Annotated in this window: 14 protein-coding genes; 7 read left to right on the top strand and 7 right to left on the bottom strand. The window is 72.9% G+C overall.

The window, feature by feature from the left end:
• Positions 1-90: 90 nt before the first annotated feature.
• Positions 91-573, bottom strand: a complete 483-nt coding sequence (locus tag ACWGPE_RS06375) for a hypothetical protein (RefSeq protein WP_452048384.1) — start codon at positions 571-573, stop codon at positions 91-93.
• On the bottom strand, positions 480-1,103 hold the full coding sequence (locus ACWGPE_RS06370; protein WP_452048368.1) for an NAD-dependent epimerase/dehydratase family protein: 624 nt from the start codon (positions 1,101-1,103) through the stop codon (positions 480-482). Before ACWGPE_RS06370 ends, ACWGPE_RS06375 begins: the two co-directional genes overlap by 94 nt.
• A gap of 154 nt (positions 1,104-1,257) precedes the next feature.
• Between ACWGPE_RS06370 and ACWGPE_RS06365 the strand changes: the two genes are divergently transcribed.
• The gene (locus ACWGPE_RS06365) at positions 1,258-3,624 is read left to right on the top strand and encodes a copper-translocating P-type ATPase (protein ID WP_452048367.1); all 2,367 of its coding nucleotides are present in this window, start codon (positions 1,258-1,260) and stop codon (positions 3,622-3,624) included.
• 223 nt (positions 3,625-3,847) lie between these two features.
• Here ACWGPE_RS06365 and ACWGPE_RS06360 read toward each other — a convergent pair whose 3' ends face one another.
• Genes ACWGPE_RS06360 through mobA form a run of 3 tightly spaced genes read right to left on the bottom strand, consistent with a single transcriptional unit; the run spans position 3,848 to position 5,978 of the window.
• Positions 3,848-5,032 (bottom strand): molybdopterin molybdotransferase MoeA, encoded by a 1,185-nt coding sequence (locus tag ACWGPE_RS06360; protein ID WP_452048366.1) that lies wholly within the window; start codon positions 5,030-5,032, stop codon positions 3,848-3,850.
• Positions 5,029-5,298, bottom strand: coding sequence for a DUF6457 domain-containing protein (locus ACWGPE_RS06355; protein WP_231429742.1), 270 nt, complete (start codon positions 5,296-5,298; stop codon positions 5,029-5,031). Before ACWGPE_RS06355 ends, ACWGPE_RS06360 begins: the two co-directional genes overlap by 4 nt.
• The gene (gene mobA, locus ACWGPE_RS06350; protein ID WP_452048365.1) at positions 5,295-5,978 is read right to left on the bottom strand and encodes a molybdenum cofactor guanylyltransferase; all 684 of its coding nucleotides are present in this window, start codon (positions 5,976-5,978) and stop codon (positions 5,295-5,297) included. Before mobA ends, ACWGPE_RS06355 begins: the two co-directional genes overlap by 4 nt.
• A gap of 138 nt (positions 5,979-6,116) precedes the next feature.
• Here mobA and fdhD point away from each other — a divergent pair, with 138 nt between their 5' ends.
• Together fdhD and ACWGPE_RS06340 are read left to right on the top strand one after the other, a co-directional pair.
• Positions 6,117-7,082, top strand: a complete 966-nt coding sequence (gene fdhD, locus ACWGPE_RS06345; RefSeq protein WP_452048364.1) for a formate dehydrogenase accessory sulfurtransferase FdhD — start codon at positions 6,117-6,119, stop codon at positions 7,080-7,082.
• Positions 7,079-9,406, top strand: a complete 2,328-nt coding sequence (locus ACWGPE_RS06340) for an FdhF/YdeP family oxidoreductase (protein ID WP_376930631.1) — start codon at positions 7,079-7,081, stop codon at positions 9,404-9,406. The genes fdhD and ACWGPE_RS06340 overlap by 4 nt, the downstream gene beginning before the upstream one ends.
• A gap of 13 nt (positions 9,407-9,419) precedes the next feature.
• On the opposite strand, the gene ACWGPE_RS06335 is transcribed toward ACWGPE_RS06340, so the two are convergent.
• Positions 9,420-9,788, bottom strand: a complete 369-nt coding sequence (locus tag ACWGPE_RS06335; protein ID WP_231429738.1) for a heavy-metal-associated domain-containing protein — start codon at positions 9,786-9,788, stop codon at positions 9,420-9,422.
• Positions 9,789-9,989: 201 nt separating this feature from the next.
• Here ACWGPE_RS06335 and ACWGPE_RS06330 point away from each other — a divergent pair, with 201 nt between their 5' ends.
• Together ACWGPE_RS06330 and ACWGPE_RS06325 are read left to right on the top strand one after the other, a co-directional pair.
• Positions 9,990-10,424, top strand: a complete 435-nt coding sequence (locus tag ACWGPE_RS06330; protein ID WP_231429737.1) for a YciI family protein — start codon at positions 9,990-9,992, stop codon at positions 10,422-10,424.
• A gap of 7 nt (positions 10,425-10,431) precedes the next feature.
• Positions 10,432-11,793: an RNA polymerase sigma factor gene (locus ACWGPE_RS06325; protein ID WP_231429736.1), complete on the top strand. Its 1,362-nt coding sequence runs from the start codon at positions 10,432-10,434 to the stop codon at positions 11,791-11,793.
• 49 nt (positions 11,794-11,842) lie between these two features.
• Here the strand turns inward: ACWGPE_RS06325 and ACWGPE_RS06320 are convergent, their stop codons facing one another.
• Positions 11,843-15,265 (bottom strand): efflux RND transporter permease subunit, encoded by a 3,423-nt coding sequence (locus ACWGPE_RS06320; protein ID WP_452048363.1) that lies wholly within the window; start codon positions 15,263-15,265, stop codon positions 11,843-11,845.
• 143 nt (positions 15,266-15,408) lie between these two features.
• Here ACWGPE_RS06320 and ACWGPE_RS06315 point away from each other — a divergent pair, with 143 nt between their 5' ends.
• Positions 15,409-16,542, top strand: coding sequence for a hypothetical protein (locus tag ACWGPE_RS06315; RefSeq protein ID WP_452048362.1), 1,134 nt, complete (start codon positions 15,409-15,411; stop codon positions 16,540-16,542).
• Between the two features lie 101 nt (positions 16,543-16,643).
• Positions 16,644-18,182 carry a chaplin family protein gene (locus ACWGPE_RS06310; RefSeq protein WP_452048361.1) on the top strand — a complete coding sequence of 513 codons (1,539 nt, stop codon included), beginning with the start codon at positions 16,644-16,646 and terminating at the stop codon, positions 18,180-18,182.
• Positions 18,183-18,421: the final 239 nt, after the last annotated feature.

Genomic DNA, 18,421 nt, shown 5'->3' with positions numbered 1-18,421 from the left:
CTCGAGCCCCGTCGTCGAGCGCCCGTCGCTCCCAGCCTCGAGACGGGACGAGCGGCGCGGCGCACCCGTACTCGAGTGCGCCCCGCCGGTTCACTCCTCGACGAGCCGATCCGCTCGCTCGGCACGCAGCACCGCGACGAGCTCGCGCTCGCGTGCGGCGCTGAGTCCGGCACCGCGCGACCGATCCAGTCCCTGTTCGCGCTCCCATGCGAGCAGGTCGGCGAGCGTCTCCTCGACCGGGCGCAGCTCGAGGCCCTCGGCACGGGCCGCGGCGTTCGAACGATCCTGGAACGACGCCCACGTCGGAGCGATGATCCAGAGCGGCAGCGACTCCTCGCCCGACCACTCGGCGACGCCCTGCCGCTCGAGCCACGCGCTGGGTGCGGACAGCACCTCGCCGCGGTGACCGCCGACCGACCGCGACGCGTCGAGGAACGCACCGAACGTCGAGCGATCGCCGACCGCGTTGAACGCACCGGTCAGCCCGCGCTCGACGGAGTCGATCGTCCAGCCGACGAGGTCGCGCACGTCGATGAACTGCGCCGAGGCATCCATGATGTCGGGCACGAGCATCGGCTCGTCGTCGCGCGCCGAGCGCGCGACCCAGTAACCGGTGCGGCCCGAGGCGTCGCCCGGGCCGCCGATGAGGCCGGGCCGGATGACGAGCAGCCGGTCGCCGAGCGCCTCATGGTAGGCCGATTCGATCGCCGACTTCGCCTCGCCGTAGGTCTCGGGCGTCGACTCGTCGGGTTCGAGGGCGGCATGAGCTCAGCCGTCTCGTCGGCACCCGGTTCGTCGTGGTGCGCGTACACGTTGCCCGATGAGATGAACGTCCAGTGCCGTGCCCGCTGGGCGAGCGCCGCGGCGGCGCGACGCGCGAATCCCGGCTGTCGCGTGACGTCGATCACGGCGTCCCACTCGGCGTCGCCGAGCGCGTCGTAGGCGTCGGCCCGCGACCGGTCGCCGACGACGAGCCGTGCTCCGGGTGCGACCTCGCCCGCCTCGCCGCGCGCGAGGCAGGTCACCTCGTGTCCGCGCCGGAGCGCATCGCGGGCGAGCTCACGACCGAGCCATCGGGTTCCACCGAGGATCAGGATCTGCATCTCGCCATCACAGCAGACCTTCCCGGAACGGCGCCATCGTGTTCGCCGAGCGCTGATGCACTCCGATGCGGAATAGTGGGAATCGGGTTGCGGTTCCCTCTTGCAGATACCCCCTAGGGGTATTAATCTGAGGGAACGACCACAGGAGGACGCGATGGGCGCCGGCCAGAACGAGACGCACACCGAGCACGACGCGCACGAGGGCCACGCAGGCCATCACCACGCGCAGCACGCGGGCCACGCCGAGGGCGCCGCGGCCGTGACCCACGACCCGCACGCCGGGCACGAGGGCCACGCCGGGCACGACCCGCACTCAGGCCACTCAGGCCACGCCGGGCACGAGGGCCACGCAGGGCACGACCCGCACGCCGGCCACGACATGCACGCCGGCCACGGCACGAGCACCGCGACCGATGCCCCCCACGCCGCGCACGCCGGTCACGGCGACGCCCACGCGGGCCACGACATGCACGCCGGCCACGCCGGGCACGACATGTCCGGCCACGGCGGCCACGGCGATCACGTCGGCCAGTTCCGCCGCCTGTTCTGGATCATGCTCGTCATCGCGATCCCCACGATCGCGTTCAGCCCGATGTTCGCCTCGATCCTCGGCTACTCGCTGCCCGACAACGCGATCGTCCCGTGGATCTCCCCGGTGCTCGGCACCGTCATGTACTTCTGGGGCGGCAAGCCGTTCCTCACCGGCGCCTGGTCGGAGCTCAAGGCCCGCAAGCCCGGCATGATGCTGCTCATCGGCCTCGCGATCACGGTCGCCTACTTCGCGAGCCTCGCGGCGAGCCTCATGCTCGTCAGCCATCACCTCGACTTCTGGTGGGAGCTCGCGCTCCTCATCGTGATCATGCTGCTCGGCCACTGGATCGAGATGCGCTCGATCATGCAGGCCTCGAGCGCACTCGACGCCCTCGCCGCGCTCCTGCCCGATGAGGCCGAGCGGGTGGTCGAGCCTTCGACGGGCTCGGCGGGCACGGAGACCGAGACGGTCGCCCCGAGCGAGCTGGGCGTCGGCGACCTCGTGATCGTGCGCCCCGGCGGGCGCGTGCCGGCCGACGGCGAGGTGGTCGACGGCACCGCGGCGATCGACGAGTCGATGATCACGGGCGAGTCGGCCACGGTCAGCCGCGGCCCCGGCGACCACGTCGTCGCAGGCACCGTCGCGACCGACACCGCGATCCGCGTGCGGGTCGGCGCGGTCGGCGACGACACCGCGCTCGCCGGCATCCAGCGCCTCGTCGCGCAGGCGCAGGCCTCGAGCTCGCACGCGCAGCGCCTCGCCGACCGCGCCGCGGGCTGGCTGTTCTGGTTCGCGCTGGGCGCCGCCGTCATCACGGCGATCGCCTGGACGCTGCTCGGCGACCCCGACGACGCCGTCGTCCGCACCATCACGGTGCTCGTGATCGCGTGCCCCCACGCCCTCGGCCTCGCCATCCCGCTCGTCGTGCAGATCGCGACCGAGCGCGCGGCCCGCGGCGGCGTGCTCGTGACCGACCGCCTCGCCCTCGAGACGATGCGCACGGTCGGCGCGGTGCTCTTCGACAAGACGGGCACCCTCACGAAGGGCGAGCCGGCCGTCACGGATGCCGCGGCGGCCCCCGGCTTCGACCTCGACGCCGTGCTCGCCGATGCCGCCTCCGCCGAGATGGACTCCGAGCACCCGCTCGCGAAGGCGATCGTCGCCGACGCGTTCCACCGCGGCCTGGCCGTGTACGGCGCGACCGAGTTCGAGGCATCGGCCGCCATCGGAGTGCGCGCGAAGGTCGGCGACCGCGTCGTGCAGGTGGGCGGCCCCGGCCTGCTCCGGCGCGAGGGCCTCGACGTGCTCGAGGCATCCGTGCCCTGGGCCGAGGCCGGCGCGACCGTGCTGCACGTCGTGATCGACGGCGTCGTCGCGGGTGCGATCGCCCTCGCCGACGAGATCCGTCCCGAGTCGCGCGAGGCGGTCGACGCGCTGCACGCGCTCGGTGTGCAGGTCGTCATGATCACGGGCGACGCCGAGCCGGTGGCCCGCACGGTCGCCGCCGAGCTCGGCATCGACCGGGTCTACGCGGGGGTCCGTCCCGAGGACAAGTCCGCCAAGGTGCAGGAGCTGCAGCGCGAGGGCCTCTCGGTCGCGATGGTCGGCGACGGCGTGAACGACGCGCCCGCGCTCGCCCAGGCCGATGTCGGCATCGCGATCGGCGCCGGCACCGACGTCGCGATCGCCTCCGCCGGGGTCATCCTCGCGTCGAGCGACCCGCGCTCGGTGCTCTCGGTGATCGAGCTGTCGCGGGCGAGCTACCGCAAGATGAGCCAGAACCTCTGGTGGGCCGCCGGCTACAACCTCGTGTCGGTGCCGCTCGCTGCGGGCGTGCTCGCCCCGATCGGGTTCGTGATGCCGATGTCGGTCGGCGCGATCCTGATGAGCCTCTCGACCGTCATCGTCGCGGCGAACGCGCAGCTGCTGCGCCGCCTCGACCTGCGCCCCGAGGCCTCGACGCGAGCGGTCCTCGAGCGCACGCGCTGACCCTCCCGTCGCCCGTCCGGCCCCCGTCCGCATCAGCGGTCGACGGGCCGGACGGTCGCGTTCGGCCGGCCCTCGCAGGCGCCGGGCGTCCCTCCGGGAGAACGGCTCGGTCGGAACTTCCGCGTCTGGCCCCGCGTGTCGCCCGCTCGCCGCGGCGTGCCGGGCGGTTCTTCCTCCCGAACCACGTGCGCCCGGGCGGTCGCCCCGCCGACGGGGCGCGCCGTCACCACGGCAGGCGAAGGGCGAGGGCGGATGCCTCGGCGGCGACCCCCTCGGCCGGCACGACGGCGATCGCGTCGGCGTCGGCGAGGCCGCGCAGCATTCCCGTGCCGAGGTGCGCAGCGGGCGCTGCCCGGCCGTCGCGGACGATGACCGGGACGAGACGCGTCGCGCCGGGGGCGCCGTCGAGGGCCTCCGAGACGACGACCTCGGTGAGCGCCTCCCCCACTCCGGTCCAGCGCGCGAGCAATGGGCCGCCGACCGCGACGAGTCCGAGCACGGCCGCGAGGGGGTTGCCCGGGAGCCCGAGCACGAGCCGGCCCCCGGCTCGTGCGAGGAAGGTCGGCCCGCCGGGGCGGATCGCGACGGACGGCACGAGCCACTCGGCGCCGAGCCCGTCGACGGCGGCGCGCACGACATCGACGCCCGACCCGCCGGTGCCACCCGTCGTCATGACGAGGTCGGCGGCGTCGGCGGTGACGGCGGTCTCGGTCGCGGCGAGGTCGTCGCCCGCGCGGTGCACCGCCACGACCTCGGCGCCGAGGGCGTCGAGCATCGCGGGCAGCATCGTTCGGAAGCTGTCTCGTACGCGCCCGGGCGCCGGCACCCCCGACTCGACGACCTCGTCCCCGGTCAGCACGAGTGCGACCCTCGGCCGTCGTCGTACGACCAGGCGGTCGACACCGGTCGCGGCCGCGAGTGCGATGCGCGGCGGGGTCAGCGGCATTCCGTCGGGCAGCACGACCTCCCCCGCCCTCGCCTCGGCGCCGGCCTCCCTGAGGTGGCGTCGGCCCGCGACATCGCGCCGGCCGAGGTCGCCGACCGCTTCGAGTCGCCCGTCGACGACGCGACCGGCCTCGCGCCGCAGTACCGCCTCGGCGCCTGCGGGCACGAGCCCACCCGTCACGATGACGACGGCGCCGCCGGGAGCGAGCTCCGTCTCGGAGGACGGCGCGGCGGCCGCGGTGTCGGCCTCGACGACCCGCCACGGGCCGGGACCCCGCACCGCCCAGCCGTCCATCGCCGACGAGGTGTAGTGCGGCAGCGGGATCGGCGTGACGAGGTCGCCCGCGAGCACCCGGCCGATCGCGGCATCCAGCGGCACCTCCTCGACGACGAGGTCGGGCGCCGCGGCAGCGGCTCGCGCCCGCGCGGTCACGAGGTCGAGCCCGGCCCGGTGCACCGTCACGACGACGCGAGCCGTCGCACCCGGTCGAGCGCGTCGCGAGCGGCCGCCTCGGGGTCCGCGCCGCGCGCGGCGGCGACGCCGGCGGCGTAGCCGGCGAGGTACGTGGTGATCGGCGCGGCCGGCCGCACGACCGCGTGCGCCGCGACACCGGCGACGCCGAGCACGGCGTTCACGTCGAGCGGCACGTCGGGCAGGTCGAGCTCGGCGCGCACCCGGTCGGCCCACTCCTGCAGGGTGCGGTCGAGGTCGTCGTCGTTCGCGGTCATGGGGTCTCCCCTCGGGTCGCACCGGTCGCGCCGACGGATTCCGCGTCGGCCCAGGTGTCCACATCCATGGTGGCAGTCCCCGGCACCCCGAGATCGACGAATCGCAGCGGCGCGAGGAGGGACCGCATCGAACTGCCCTCGAGCGGCCCGCGCGCCTCGAGCTCGGCGATCGCCCGTTCGAGCGGGTGCCGCCGCACGACGCACAGCAGGTGCTGCGCCCGGCCCTCGGCATCGACTGCCCGCACCCCGTCGGCCGCGTCGCGCGCTCCGCGCTCGGCCCCCTCGATTCCGGGGCCCTCGCCACGTGCGTCGCCCGCCCCGCGCATGCGGCCCGCGACCACGCCGAACTGCGCGAGCAGCCCCGGCACCGCGTCGACCGCGAACGGCAGGTCGCCGGCGAGCAGCAGCACGGCCGAGGCATCCGATCCCAGCGCGCGCACCCCCGCGGCGACGGCCGCGGCGGGGCCGCCGAACGGCGGGTCCTCGCGCACGACCAGGACCGCGGCGGGCAACCGCGATCGTCCGGCCTCGCCGACCACGACGATCTCCCCCGCGGGCGCCGCCGCGTCGACGGCGCGTTCGAGCAGGGTCCGTCCGTCGATGCCGAGGTCGCCCTTGACGATGCCGCCGAGCCGTGAGGCACGGCCGCCCATGAGCACCACGGCACCGAGCTCGATCATGCGTTCATGCTAGGCAGTCGGGCGGGGGCGCGCTGCGGTATCCCGGCGAAGCGGGCATCTCGATCGGTGATGCCGGGCATCTGAATCGGTGGACGTCCGGCGCTTTGCGCGGGCCACCGATGCTGATACCAAGGAGGGATGGGCAGGATCACCGCGAGGAAGCGGATCACACGCGTCACGGTCGGCGGGTCGGTGAGTCGGCGCGACGACCTGCTCGCCGTCGAGGAGCCCCTCGAGATACGGGTCGGCGGGTCGCAGCTCGCGGTCACGATGCGCACGCCTGGCCACGACGTCGACCTGGCGATCGGCTATCTCGTCTCCGAGGGCGTCGTGGTGCGCGGCACCGACGTCGCGGGTGCGATCCACTGCGCGGGCGCCGACGGCGCCAACACCTACAACGTGCTCGACGTGACGCTCGCCCCCGGGGTCGCCCCACCGCACGCCTCGCTGCACCGCGACCGGCTCACGACGAGCGCTTGCGGTGTCTGCGGCAAGGCCAGCATCGACGCGGTGCGCACGCGCTCGGCCTTCGCCGTCGACGACGACCCCGTGCGCATCGACCCCGAGCTCGTCATCGCGCTGCCCGGCCGGCTGCGCGCCGCCCAGGACGTGTTCGACCAGACCGGCGGCCTGCACGCCGCGGCCCTCTTCGACGGCCGAACGGGCGAGCTGCTCGTGGTGCGCGAAGACGTGGGCCGCCACAACGCCGTCGACAAGGTCGTCGGGTGGGCCGCCCGCGAAGCCCTGCTGCCCCTGCGCGGCATGGTGCTGCAGGTCTCGGGGCGCGCGAGCTTCGAGCTCGTGCAGAAGGCGGGCATGGCCGGCATCCCGGCGCTCTCGGCCGTGTCGGCGCCGTCGTCGCTCGCCGTCGACTTCGCGAACGAGATCGGCCTGACCCTCCTCGGCTTCGTGCGCGACCCGTCGCTGGTGGCGTACTCGCGACCCGACCGGCTCGTCGAGCCGGCCGCGACGGCTCACCCGGATGCCTCGGCCGCGGCATCCCGCAGCGCCCGACCCGACCGCGGCGGCAGGCACGGCCGCGCGACCGCACCCGACCGCCCGGGCGAGCCCGCCCGCGTGCCCGCACCCACACAGCCGAGGTGACCGTGAACGAACAGCGCGCGACCGACCCCTACCCCGACCTCCACGTCGGGCACCTGGAGGACGCCGCGGTCGGCGTGCCCGCCATCGTGCACGCGATGGTTCCCGCGCTCGACGACATGGGCCTCGGCCGAACGGCGAAGCTGTCGCTCACGATCAACCAGGACGGCGGCTTCGACTGCATGAGCTGCGCCTGGGCCGACCCGCCCGAGCACCGGCACACGCTCGAGTTCTGCGAGAACGGCATGAAGGCCGTCACGTGGGAGGCGACGCCCGTCACCGTGCCGACCTCGTTCTGGGCCGAGCACTCGTTGACCTCGCTGCTCGACAGGAGCGAGTACTGGCTCGGCCAGCAGGGCCGGCTCGTCGAGCCCGTCCACAAGCCGGCCGGCTCCGACCACTACGAGCCGATCTCGTGGGAGGCCGCGTTCGCGCTCATCGGCGAGCGCCTGGGTGCACTCGAGAGCCCAGACCGGGCCGCGTTCTACACGAGCGGCCGGGTGTCGAACGAGGCCGCGTTCCTCTACCAGCTGTTCGTGCGCGCCTACGGCACGAACAACCTGCCCGACTGCTCGAACATGTGCCACGAGTCATCCGGCACCGCGCTCACCGAGTCGATCGGCGTCGGCAAGGCGACCGTCGTCTACGACGACTTCGAGCAGGCCGACCTCATCATCGTGATGGGGCAGAACCCGGGCACGAACCATCCGCGCATGCTCTCGGCGCTCGAGGACCAGAAGCGGCGCGGCGGGCGCATCGTCGCGGTCAACGTGCTGCCCGAGGCCGGGCTCATGCGCTACAAGAACCCGCAGCGCCCGCGCGGCGTCATCGGACGCGGCACGAAGCTCGCCGACCAGTTCATCCAGATCCGCTCCGGCGGCGACATGGCGCTGCTGCAGGCGGTCTCGAAGCGGGTGCTCGACGCCGAGGACGCCTCGCCCGGCACCGTGCTCGACCACGAGTTCCTCGCCGCCTGCACGGATGGGCTCGCCGACTTCCGCACGCACCTGGCCGGCCTCGACGAGGCCGAGGTGCTCGCGGCGACCGGCATCAGCTCGGCCGAGATCGACGAGCTCGCCGACGCGTACCTCGCGGCCGACCGGGTGATCGTCACGTGGGCGATGGGCCTCACCCAGCAGAAGAAGTCGGTCGACACCATCAAGGAGATCGTCAACCTCCTGCTCCTGCGCGGCAACATGGGCAAGCCGGGCGCCGGCGCGGCCCCGATCCGCGGGCACAGCAACGTGCAGGGCGACCGCACGATGGGCATCTGGGAGCAGATGCCCGAGCGCTTCCTCGCCGCCCTCGAGGCCGAGTTCGGATTCCCCGTGCCGCGCGACCACGGCCGCGACGCGGTGAAGACCGTGCAGGGGCTGCGCGACGGCGAGATCGACGTGTTCGTCGCGATGGCCGGCAACTTCGTCGCCGCCATCTCCGACACCGAGGTCGCGGAGCAGGCCATGCGGCGGGCGAAGCTCACCGTGCAGGTGTCGACCAAGCTCAACCGCTCGCACGTCGTCACGGGCGAGGAGGCGCTCATCCTGCCCGTGCTCGGCCGCACCGAGGTCGACCTGCAGGGCGGCGTTCCGCAGTTCGTCTCGGTCGAGGACACGGTGTGCTCGGTGCACGGCAGCCACGGCGCGATCCCGCCGGTGGCGCCGGGCCTGCTCTCGGAGGTCGCGGTCGTGTGCCGCATGGCGCAGGCGACGCTCGGCGGCACCGGTGCCTCCGCTGGAGCGGAGCGTCTCGAGGCGCCCGACATCCCCTGGTCCGAGTTCGAGCGCGACTACGACCTCATCCGCGACCGGATCTCGCGCGTCGTGCCGGGATTCGAGCGCTACAACGACGACGTCCGCAGGAAGAACGGCTTCGAACTGCCCATCTCACCGCGGGTGCGCCGGTTCGACACCCCGACGGGCAGGGCGCAGATCACGGTCAACGAGCTCGAGCACCTCGAACGGCCGGCCGGCCGGCTCATCCTGCAGACGCTTCGCTCGCACGACCAGTTCAACACGACGATCTACAGCCTGAACGACCGCTACCGCGGCATCAAGAAGGGCCGCGACGTCGTGTTCGTGCACCCCGACGATCTCGCCGAGCTCGGACTCGCCGACGGGCAGCGCGTCGACGTCGTGAGCGAGTGGCCCGGCCAGGCCGACCGGGTGCTGCCCGCCCAGCGCCTCGTCGCGTACCCGACCGCGCGCGGCTGCGCCGCCGCCTACTATCCCGAGGCGAACGTGCTCGTGCCCCTCGAGAGCGCCGCCGACGGCAGCAACACCCCCGTCTCGAAGGCCGTCATCGTGCGCCTCGAGCCGGTCGCAGGCTGACGCCCTCCCGCGCTCAGCGCGGGACGACCTCGTAGCCGGCCTCCTCGACGGCGGCGGCGACCGCGGCGTCGGCGAGCGGCGAGCTGCTGCGCACCGTGACGGTCGAGACGCCGCCGGCGACGAGCTCGACCTCGACCGCCTCCACGCCCTCGATGGCGGCGAGCTCGGCGCTGACGTGGCGCACGCAGTTGCCGCAGGTCATGCCGGCGACGGCGTAGTGGGCGCTCACGAGTCCGTCGAGTTCGGCGGGCGCGGTCGACGTCGCCGCGGCGTCGGGGATCGCGCAGCACGCGCACGAGGCATCCGCAGCGGCGGCCTGGTCGACCAGCTGGAGTTCGGTGGCGCCCTCGGGCACGGTGGTGGCGGCGTGGCTGTGGGTCATGTCGGTCATCCTTCCCTCGATATTCAGAACTATACCCCGGTGGGGTATCAATCACCAAGCCGATCGGCGTCTGAGAACATGGCCGAAACAGTTCCGAACTTTTTCCGCCCGGATGTCGATCCGGCCCCCGCCCCGTTCGACGCATGAGTGAGGCGGGCACTTCGGCCCCGCATCGACATCGATCCGAACAAGGAGAACACCGTGAAGTACATGCTGATCATGCGATCGAACGACGCCGCCGTCGAGGCCTACGAGCAGCTCGATTTCAACGAGGTCATCGCCGCGATGGGCGCCTACAACGAGTCGCTCATCAAGGCCGGCGTGCTGCTCGCGGGCGAGGGACTGACCGACGCGAAGGAGGGTTTCGTCGTCGACTTCGACCAGACCCCGCCCGTGGTGACCGACGGCCCCTACGGCGAGACGAAGGAGCTCTTCAACGGCTTCTGGATCATCCAGGCGCAGAGCCCCGAGGAGGCCGCGGAGTGGGCCAAGCGCTGCCCGCTCGGCCCCGGCTCGAAGCTCGAGGTGCGTCGCGTCACCGAGCTCGAGGACTTCCCGCAGGACAACGAGTGGATCCAGAAGGAGGCCGGCTGGCGCGAGGAGGCCGAGGGTCGCCTGGGCACGGCGGGGGCGTGACCGCACCATGAGCGAGACGGATGCCTCGGGCTCGGCCGGTTCGGCGCACGCCGACGCCGACCGGGCCCGGCATTCCGGCGGCGGCACCTCCGGCCCGGCCGACGCCGACCGCGCCCGGCGCGAGATCGCCGCGGTCTGGCGCATCGAGTCGGCTCGCATCGTCGCGACGCTCGCCCGCTTCACCGGCGACGTCGGCCAGGCCGAGGACCTCGCGCAGGAGGCGCTCGTCGAGGCCCTCGGGCAGTGGCCCGACGAGGGCGTGCCGCGCAACCCCGGCGCATGGCTGACGGCGGTCGCGAAGCGCCGGGCCATCGACGGCTGGCGCCGGCGCGAACGGCTCGACGAGCGGTACGCCGCGATGGCGCGCGATCTCGAGCAGCAGGGCGGCGAGGCATCCGACACCTTCTGGGACCCCGACACGATCGACGACGACGTGCTGCGGCTCGTCTTCGTCTCATGCCACCCCGTGCTGTCGCGCGAGGCCCAGATCGCGCTGACGCTGCGCATCGTCGGCGGCCTCTCGAGCGAGGAGATCGCCCGCGCGTTCCTCGTGCCGACCGCGACGATCCAGCAGCGGATCGTGCGCGCGAAGAAGACCCTCGCCGCCGCGAACGTGCCCTTCGCCGTGCCCGAGCCGAACGAGTACCCCGAGCGCCTCGCCTCGGTGCTGCACGTGCTCTACCTGATCTTCAACGAGGGCTACCTGCCCGCGTCGGGCGAGGAATGGCTGCGGCCGGACGTCTCGGCCGAGGCCCTGCGGCTCGCCCGGATCGTGGCGGGCCTCATGCCCCGCGAGCCCGAGGCGCAGTCGCTCGTCGCGCTCATGGAGTTCACCGCCGCCCGCTTCCCGGCGCGCACGGCGCGCGACGGCAGTGCGATCCCCCTCGACAAGCAGGACCGCTCGCGCTGGGACCGCGCGCAGATCGCCCGCGGGCGGGCGGCGCTCGACCGGGCCGACCGCATCGGGCGCGGGCGCGCCGCGTACGGCCTGCAGGCCGCGATCGCCGGCTGCCATGCGGTCGCCCCCTCGGCCGACGAGACCGACTGGGCCCAGGTCGTCGTGCTCTACGAGGCGCTCGGTCGCATCGCCCCGTCGCCCGTCGTGGAGCTCAACCGCGCCGCGGCGATCGCGATGGCGACGGGGCCGGCGTCGGCGCTCCGGGTCGTCGACGAGCTCGTCGCCGGCGGGAGGCTCGCCGGGTATCCCCCGCTGCCGGCCGTGCGCGGCGAGCTGCTCGCTCGCCTCGGGCGCACCGGCGAGGCGCGCGGCGAGCTCGAGACGGCCGCCCGGCTCACGGGCAACGCACGGGAGCGCGAGGCGCTGCTCGCGCGGATCGCAGAGCTCGGCGGGCCCCCGGCGGTCGAGTAGCGCCGACGGAGCAGGACGTGCATCGATCCCCGCAGCGGGGGCTCCGCGCCTACTCGACCGGCGCGGCGACCTCGGGGGCCGCCGGCGTCGCTCCCGCACCCGCCGCCTTGGCCGCCTTCCTCGCCCGCCGGCGCTCGCGACCGCCCTCGACGAGGTCGTAGAGCACGGGCAGCACGACGAGCGTGAGCAGCGTCGACGACAGGAGGCCGCCGATCACGACGATCGCGAGCGGCTGCGAGATGAACCCGCCGTGACCGGTGATGCCGAGCGCCATGGGCAGCAGCGCGAAGATCGTCGCGAGCGCCGTCATCAGGATCGGGCGCAGACGACGCGACGCACCGTGCATGAGCGCGTCGCGCACGTTCATGCCGCGGTCGCGGTACTGGTTCACGAGGTCGACCAGCACGATCGCGTTCGTGACGACGATGCCGACGAGCATGAGCACGCCGACGAGCGAGGCGACGCCGAGCGGGATGCCCGTGACGACCTGCAGTGCGATCGCGCCCGTGGCCGCGAACGGCACCGAGACGAGCAGCAGCAGCGGCTGCAGCAGCGAGCGGAACGTCGCGACCATGACGATGTAGACGATGAGGATCGCCGCGAGCAGCGCGAGGCCGAGCTGCGAGAACGACTCCTGCTGGTCGGCGGTGACGCCGCCGATCGACGCCGTCGTTCCCTCGGGCAGGTCGACCGTGTTCACGGCCGCCTGCACCTGACCCGACGCCGTGCCGAGGTCGTCGCCGGCGGGAGTGGCCGACACGGTCGAGCTGCGCAGCCCCTGCACGGTCGTGACCGAGGCGGGGCCCTCGACCTGCTCGACCGTCGCGAGGGTGTCGAGGCGCACGACGCCGGCCGGGGTCGGCACCTCGAGCGCCGAGAGCTCCTCGACGGTGACCGGCGGGTTCTCGCTCGCGAGGTAGATCGTCAGCGTCTTCTCGTCGATCACGACCGATCCGGCGCTCTGCGGCTGCATCGCCGCCGACACGAGCCCGCCGAGCGCGACCTCGGAGTAGCCGGCCGCCGCGGCATCCGCCCGGTTCACCTCGACCGCCACGTACGGGCGCGACTCGGAGAGGTTCGACGTGACCTGCGACACCGAGTCGACGCCGTCGAGCTCGTCGACGACCGCGTCGGTCGCGTCCTGCAGGTCCTCCGCGTTCGAGGCGGTGATGTCGACCTCGATGTCGTTCGAGGCGCCGAAGCCGCTCGATGCGGCGAGCGAGACCTCGCCCACCTCGTCGGCGTCGAGCCCGTCGAGCTCGTCGCGCACCTCGGCCTGCAGGGCGTCCTGGTCGGCGTCGTCGTCGGTCGTGACCGAGTAGGTCACGTTCGCGCCGCCGCCGCCGAACGCCGCGGCGAGCGGGTTGGAACCGGTGCCGATCGAGGTCTGCACGGTCTCGACGCCATCGGTGTCGCGCAGCACCTGCTCGACCGGCTTCGACGCCGCGTCGAGCGCATCGAGGCTCGTGCCGACGGGCAGCTCCTGCGACACGCGGAACGTGTTCTGCCCGCTCGACCCGAGGAAGTTGGTCTTCATGAGCGGCGTCATCGCGACCGTGCCCGCGAGCACGAGCACCGCGATGATGATCGTGACGACGCCGTGCTTGAGCGTCCAGGCGATGATCGGCAGGTAACCGCGCTGCAGCCGCGACGGGTGCTCGAGCTCGTCGACCACCGGGTGGGCGACCGAGGGGGATGCCTCGGCGGCGGCCCGCTCGGCCGTCGCGACGCCCGACGGGCGCGAGACGGGCAGCCCGGTCGCGCCGCTCTCGTCTCGCAGCTCGGGTGCGAGCCACACGTCGTCGACGAATGCGGCGGCGGCCTCCTCGGCCTCGAGCTCCGCCTCGTCGGCGGTGTCTTCGGGGCCCTCGACCTTGCGCAGCTTCGCGGGCTTCAGGAACCAGTACGCGAGCACGGGCACGATGGTGAGCGAGACGAGCAGCGACGCGAGCAGGGCGATCGTGACCGTGAGCGAGAACGGCCGGAACAGCTCGCCCGTCACGCCCTCGACGAGCGCGATCGGCAGGAAGACGGCGACGGTCGTGATCGTCGACGCGGTGATCGCGCCGGCGACCTCGCGCACGGCGCGCACGATGGTCGACGCCTTGTCGACGCCCTCGACGAGGTGCCGCTTGATGTTCTCGATGACGACGATCGAGTCGTCGACCACGCGCCCGATCGCGATCGTGAGCGCGCCGAGCGTGAGGATGTTGAGCGTGTAGTCGGCGACCTGCAGGCCGATGAAGGTGATGAGCACCGACGTGGGGATCGAGATCGCGGTGACGAGGGTCGCCCGCACCGACATCAGGAAGATCAGGATGACGAGGACCGCGAAGGCGAGGCCGAGCAGTCCCTCGGTCGCGAGCGACTCGATCGACTGCTCGATGTAGGGCGCCTGGTCGAAGACGACGGTGAACGTCGCCCCCGGGTTGGTCGTGTCGAGCGACGCCTCGAGGTCGGGCAGCAGCGCCGTCACCGCGTTCGACACCTCGACCGTGTTCGCGGCCGGGAGCTTCGTGACCGAGATGGTGAGGGCCGGCTCGCCGTTCACGCGCGAGATGCTCGTCACGGGGTTGTCGGTCAGGGCGACGGTCGAGACATCCGCGATGGTCGCCGCGACGGGCACGCGCACGACGTCGGTGCCGTCGGCGAGACCGTCTCCACCGTCGGTCGGCGGCGTCGTGACGTCGTCGGGCCCGAACTCCGAGTCGTCCGGCACCTGCACCTCGGTCGCGCCGAGCACCGGCAGCGCCGCGATCTCGTCGACGCTGCCGATGCGGGTGCCCGTCTGCACCGCGAAGGTCGAGTCGCCCTCGGTGATCGTGCCGGCCGGCACGAGCAGGCCGTTCTGGGCGAGCGCGTCGCGGATCGCCTGCTGCGTCAGGCCGTGGGCGGCGAGCTTCTCGGGGTCGGGCGTGATCGTCACGCGCTGGCCGATCTCGCCCACGAGGGTCGCGTCGCGGACGCCGTCGACGTCGGTGATCTCGCCGAGCGTCGTGCGCTCGATCTCGTCGGAGAGGGCGCTGACGTCGTCGGCGCCGGTGACCGCGATCTGCAGCACGGGGAAGTCGTCGAGCGAGAGCGCGATGACCTGCGGGTCGACGTCGTCGGGCAACTGGTTCTGGATGCGGTTGACCGCCGACAGCAGCTTCTGCTCGGCGAACGCGAGGTCGGTGCCGTACGTGAAGCTCGCCGTGACCCGGCTGAGTCCGGTCGAGCTCGTCGTCGAGGTCGACTCGAGGCCCGTGATGCCCTGGATCGCGGTCTCGATGGGCGTCGACACGTCGTTGTTGACGACATCGGGTGAAGCGCCCGGATAGCTGGAGACGATCGACAACTGCGGGAACTCGATCGAGGGCGCGAGCTCCTGCTTGAGGCTCGTGAGCGAGATGCCGCCGAAGATCGCGACCACGATCGTGACGAGCGCGATGAGGGCGCGGTTCTTCATGCTGAGCGCAGCGAGCAGGTGCATTGCTCGATTCTCGCAGCAGGGTCGACGACGGATGTCACCGAGTGTCGAATTCGAGGTGAAGAAGATCCGATTGACCCCCGAACGGGGGTCGTCGCGCGGCGAGCACCCTCGGTAAGGTGGCGCTCGACGTGAGGTGGTGGGCCATGGCCACAGCGGTTGCCGAGCGGCAGGTGCCGTGGCTCCGCGCTGCGCTTTTTCGATATGGCCTCCTGGCCCTCGTGTGCTCGGCGATCTGGCTCGCGTTCTCGCTCTTCTCGAGCGCATCGAGCGCATCGGCCGAGGAGTCGAAGCCGGGCGGACTGCTCGGCGGCGTGACCTCGCTCGTGGGCGGCGTGACCGATGCGACCGGTGCGGTCGGCGACACGCTCGGCGGGGTCGTCGACGCGGTCACCGAGCCGGTGAACCAGCTCGTCGAGCCCGTCGTCGACGTCGCCCCGGCACCTGTCGGCGACGTCGTCGAAGCGGTCGTTCCGAACGTCGTCGACACCGTCACCGACACCACGAATGACGTGGTCAGCACCGGAAACGGCACCGTCGGAACGGTCGTCAACGAGGTCGCGGGCACGGTCTCCGACATCGCCGGCGGCGACACCGTCGGCTCGATCACGACCCCTGTCACCGGTGCTGTCGACGGACTCGTCGGATCGCTCCCGATCGTCGGCGGCCTGCTCGGCGACGACACCGTCGGAGGCGTCCTCGACCCCGTCGTCGGCGCGGTCGACGACACCCTCGGCACGGTCGTCGGCACGCCCGGCGAGCTGCCGACCGACGGCACCGGCGTCATCCCCGAGATCCCCTCGATCCCCGTGCTTCCGGGCGACGGCGGTTCGGCCGGCCCGGGCATCCCGGGGGTCGACCCGGGTGTTCCCGGCGAGCAGCCCGGCACACCGGGCGTTCAGGCGCCGAACGCGCCGCTGGCGCCCGTGGTTCCCGGCGCATCGGCTGCGGTGCCCTCGTCGGGCATCGCACTCGGACCCGAGGGGTCCGGACGGGTCGCCGAGACGGTGGGCGGCCTCGGTTCCGGCGCCGCACTGCCGGGTGGCGGCGGAGCCCCGCCCGGCGACCATTCACCCGTGGCGACACCGCCTGCCGGCGGCTCCGGCGGAGCCGGTTCCGGCTCGGGCGCTTCCGGCGCGGGCTCGGGCGGCGCGTCGAGCGCCGCCGACACGGCCTACGCCGCTCTCGAACTCGACGCACTCACGTCGATCGTGCTCCACTCCGTCGACGACGAGCTGCCGTCGTCGCCGGTGTACGACACCGATTCCACCCCTGACTGACCGGGGACCGGTCCGCTCGCACGCGCCTGCGTGCCCCCGCGGACACGGTCATCGCTCCCTGCCCGGGAGCGAAATCACCCATCAGTCAGGAGGACTGGATCATGAAGAGAATGGCATTGAGGGCGCTGTACGCGACCCTCTTCGCCGGGGGGCTCACGCTCCTCGGGGCCGGCGTCGCCCACGCGGACACGGGTGGCGACGACGGCATCGCATCGGGAACCCAGGCGGGGATCTCGATCGACCTTCCCGTGACGATCGGCGGCAACGCGATCTCGCTCATCGGCGACTCGTCGTCGTCGGATGCCGCGACGGAGGTCTCGACCGCTGACGCCGAACCGGTCGCCGTCACCTCCGGCGACGACGGCATCGGGTCGGGCAGCCAGGCGCTCATCGACGTGGACATCCCGGTGACCGTGGGCGGCAACGCGATCTCGGTGATCGGCGACTCGTCGTCGTCGGATGCGACCACCGAGGTCGCGACCGACGACGGTGCGAGCGAAGCGGGCAGCGCCGAGACCAGTGGCGACGACTCGCTGCTGGGCGGCACCCAGGGGCTCGTCGACGTCGACGTGCCGGTCACCGTGAGCGGCAACGCGATCTCGGTCGTCGGCGACTCGTCGTCGAGCGACGCGACGACCGCGGTGGCGACCGAGGCCGGCGGCTCGGACGAGGGCGCCGGCGAGGCGGTGACGTCGGGCGAGGACAGCCTGCTCGGCGGCACCCAGATCCTCGGCGACCTGGATCTGCCGATCACGGTCGGCGGCAACGCGATCTCGGGCATCGGCGACTCGTCGTCGAGCGACGCCGTGACCGAAGTGGGCACGGGCGGGTCGGGCTCCGGCACGGGCGAGGCGGTGACGTCGGGTGAGGACAGCCTGCTCGGCGGCACGCAGCTGCTGCCCTCGCTCGATGCACCGATCACCGTCGGCGGCAACGCGATCTCGGTGATCGGCGACTCGACCTCGTCGGATGCGACCACCGCGGTGCTCACCGGGGGCGGCTCGGGCGAGGCGACGACGTCCGGCGAGGACTCGATCCTCGGCGGCACGCAGGTGCTGCCGGCGCTCGATCTGCCGATCACGATCGGCGGCAATGCGATCTCGGGCATCGGCGACTCCACGTCGACGAATGCAGAGACGGTCGTTCTGCCGGGAACCGGGGGCGGTTCGGCGACGACGGACGGTGACGGCGGGCTGCTCGGGGGAACACAGCTGCTGCCTGACCTGTCCCTGCCCATCACGATCGGCGGCAACGCGATCTCGGTGATCGGCGACAGCGAGACGGACGGCTCGACGACCATCGTCGACCCGACGGACCCGACCGACCCGACCGACCCGACCGACCCGACCGACCCGACCGACCCCACGGACCCCACGGACCCCACGGACCCCACGGACCCCACGGACCCGACGAACCCCACCGACCCCGGTGACGGTTCGAACGGCGGCTCCGACGACGGTTCTGACGGCTCTTCGGTCGCCTCCGACGGTGACATGGTGATCGCGGCCGGCGACGGCGCGCTCGCCTCGACGGGCGCCGACGTCTCGGCGCTCGGCCTCGCAGCGCTCGCGCTGACGGCCGGCCTCGTGCTCGTCGGACTGCGTCGGTTCACGGTGCGGCGGTCCACGCTGCGCCGATAGCGGGTCATCCCGGCGCCGCCCTGCCGGCGCCGGGCCCCGACCGGCTCAGCGGGTCGTGCCGGTCGAACGACTCCGTGCCTCAGACCCGTGCGGCACGGCCGGCCGCGCTCGTCCATGGCGTGGCCGGGTCGGGGCGGCGTGCGTTTCGCAGTCGCACGTCGCCCCGCACCCTCATGGATGCGAAGGGGAAATCAGGGGGAAGCAACACGAACGACGGCGGCCCGAGCCGCGAGGCCCGG

It is taken from the genome of Agromyces sp. NPDC055658 (assembly GCF_053618155.1).
Note: the sequence above shows the minus strand (reverse complement) of the source record. Positions and strands in the feature narration are given on the sequence as shown.

Bases quoted from the DNA above. Each gene is read 5' to 3' on its own strand.
- ACWGPE_RS06370 (WP_452048368.1), bottom strand. From the start codon at position 1,103: ATGCAGATCCTGATCCTCGGTGGAACCCGATGGCTCGGTCGTGAGCTC.
- ACWGPE_RS06320 (WP_452048363.1), bottom strand. From the start codon at position 15,265: ATGCACCTGCTCGCTGCGCTCAGCATGAAGAACCGCGCCCTCATCGCG.
- ACWGPE_RS06375 (WP_452048384.1), bottom strand. From the start codon at position 573: ATGCTCGTGCCCGACATCATGGATGCCTCGGCGCAGTTCATCGACGTG.
- ACWGPE_RS06310 (WP_452048361.1), top strand. From the start codon at position 16,644: ATGAAGAGAATGGCATTGAGGGCGCTGTACGCGACCCTCTTCGCCGGG.
- ACWGPE_RS06365 (WP_452048367.1), top strand. From the start codon at position 1,258: ATGGGCGCCGGCCAGAACGAGACGCACACCGAGCACGACGCGCACGAG.
- ACWGPE_RS06335 (WP_231429738.1), bottom strand. From the start codon at position 9,788: ATGACCCACAGCCACGCCGCCACCACCGTGCCCGAGGGCGCCACCGAA.
- fdhD (WP_452048364.1), top strand. From the start codon at position 6,117: ATGGGCAGGATCACCGCGAGGAAGCGGATCACACGCGTCACGGTCGGC.
- mobA (WP_452048365.1), bottom strand. From the start codon at position 5,978: ATGATCGAGCTCGGTGCCGTGGTGCTCATGGGCGGCCGTGCCTCACGG.
- ACWGPE_RS06325 (WP_231429736.1), top strand. From the start codon at position 10,432: ATGAGCGAGACGGATGCCTCGGGCTCGGCCGGTTCGGCGCACGCCGAC.
- ACWGPE_RS06315 (WP_452048362.1), top strand. From the start codon at position 15,409: ATGGCCACAGCGGTTGCCGAGCGGCAGGTGCCGTGGCTCCGCGCTGCG.
- ACWGPE_RS06355 (WP_231429742.1), bottom strand. From the start codon at position 5,298: ATGACCGCGAACGACGACGACCTCGACCGCACCCTGCAGGAGTGGGCC.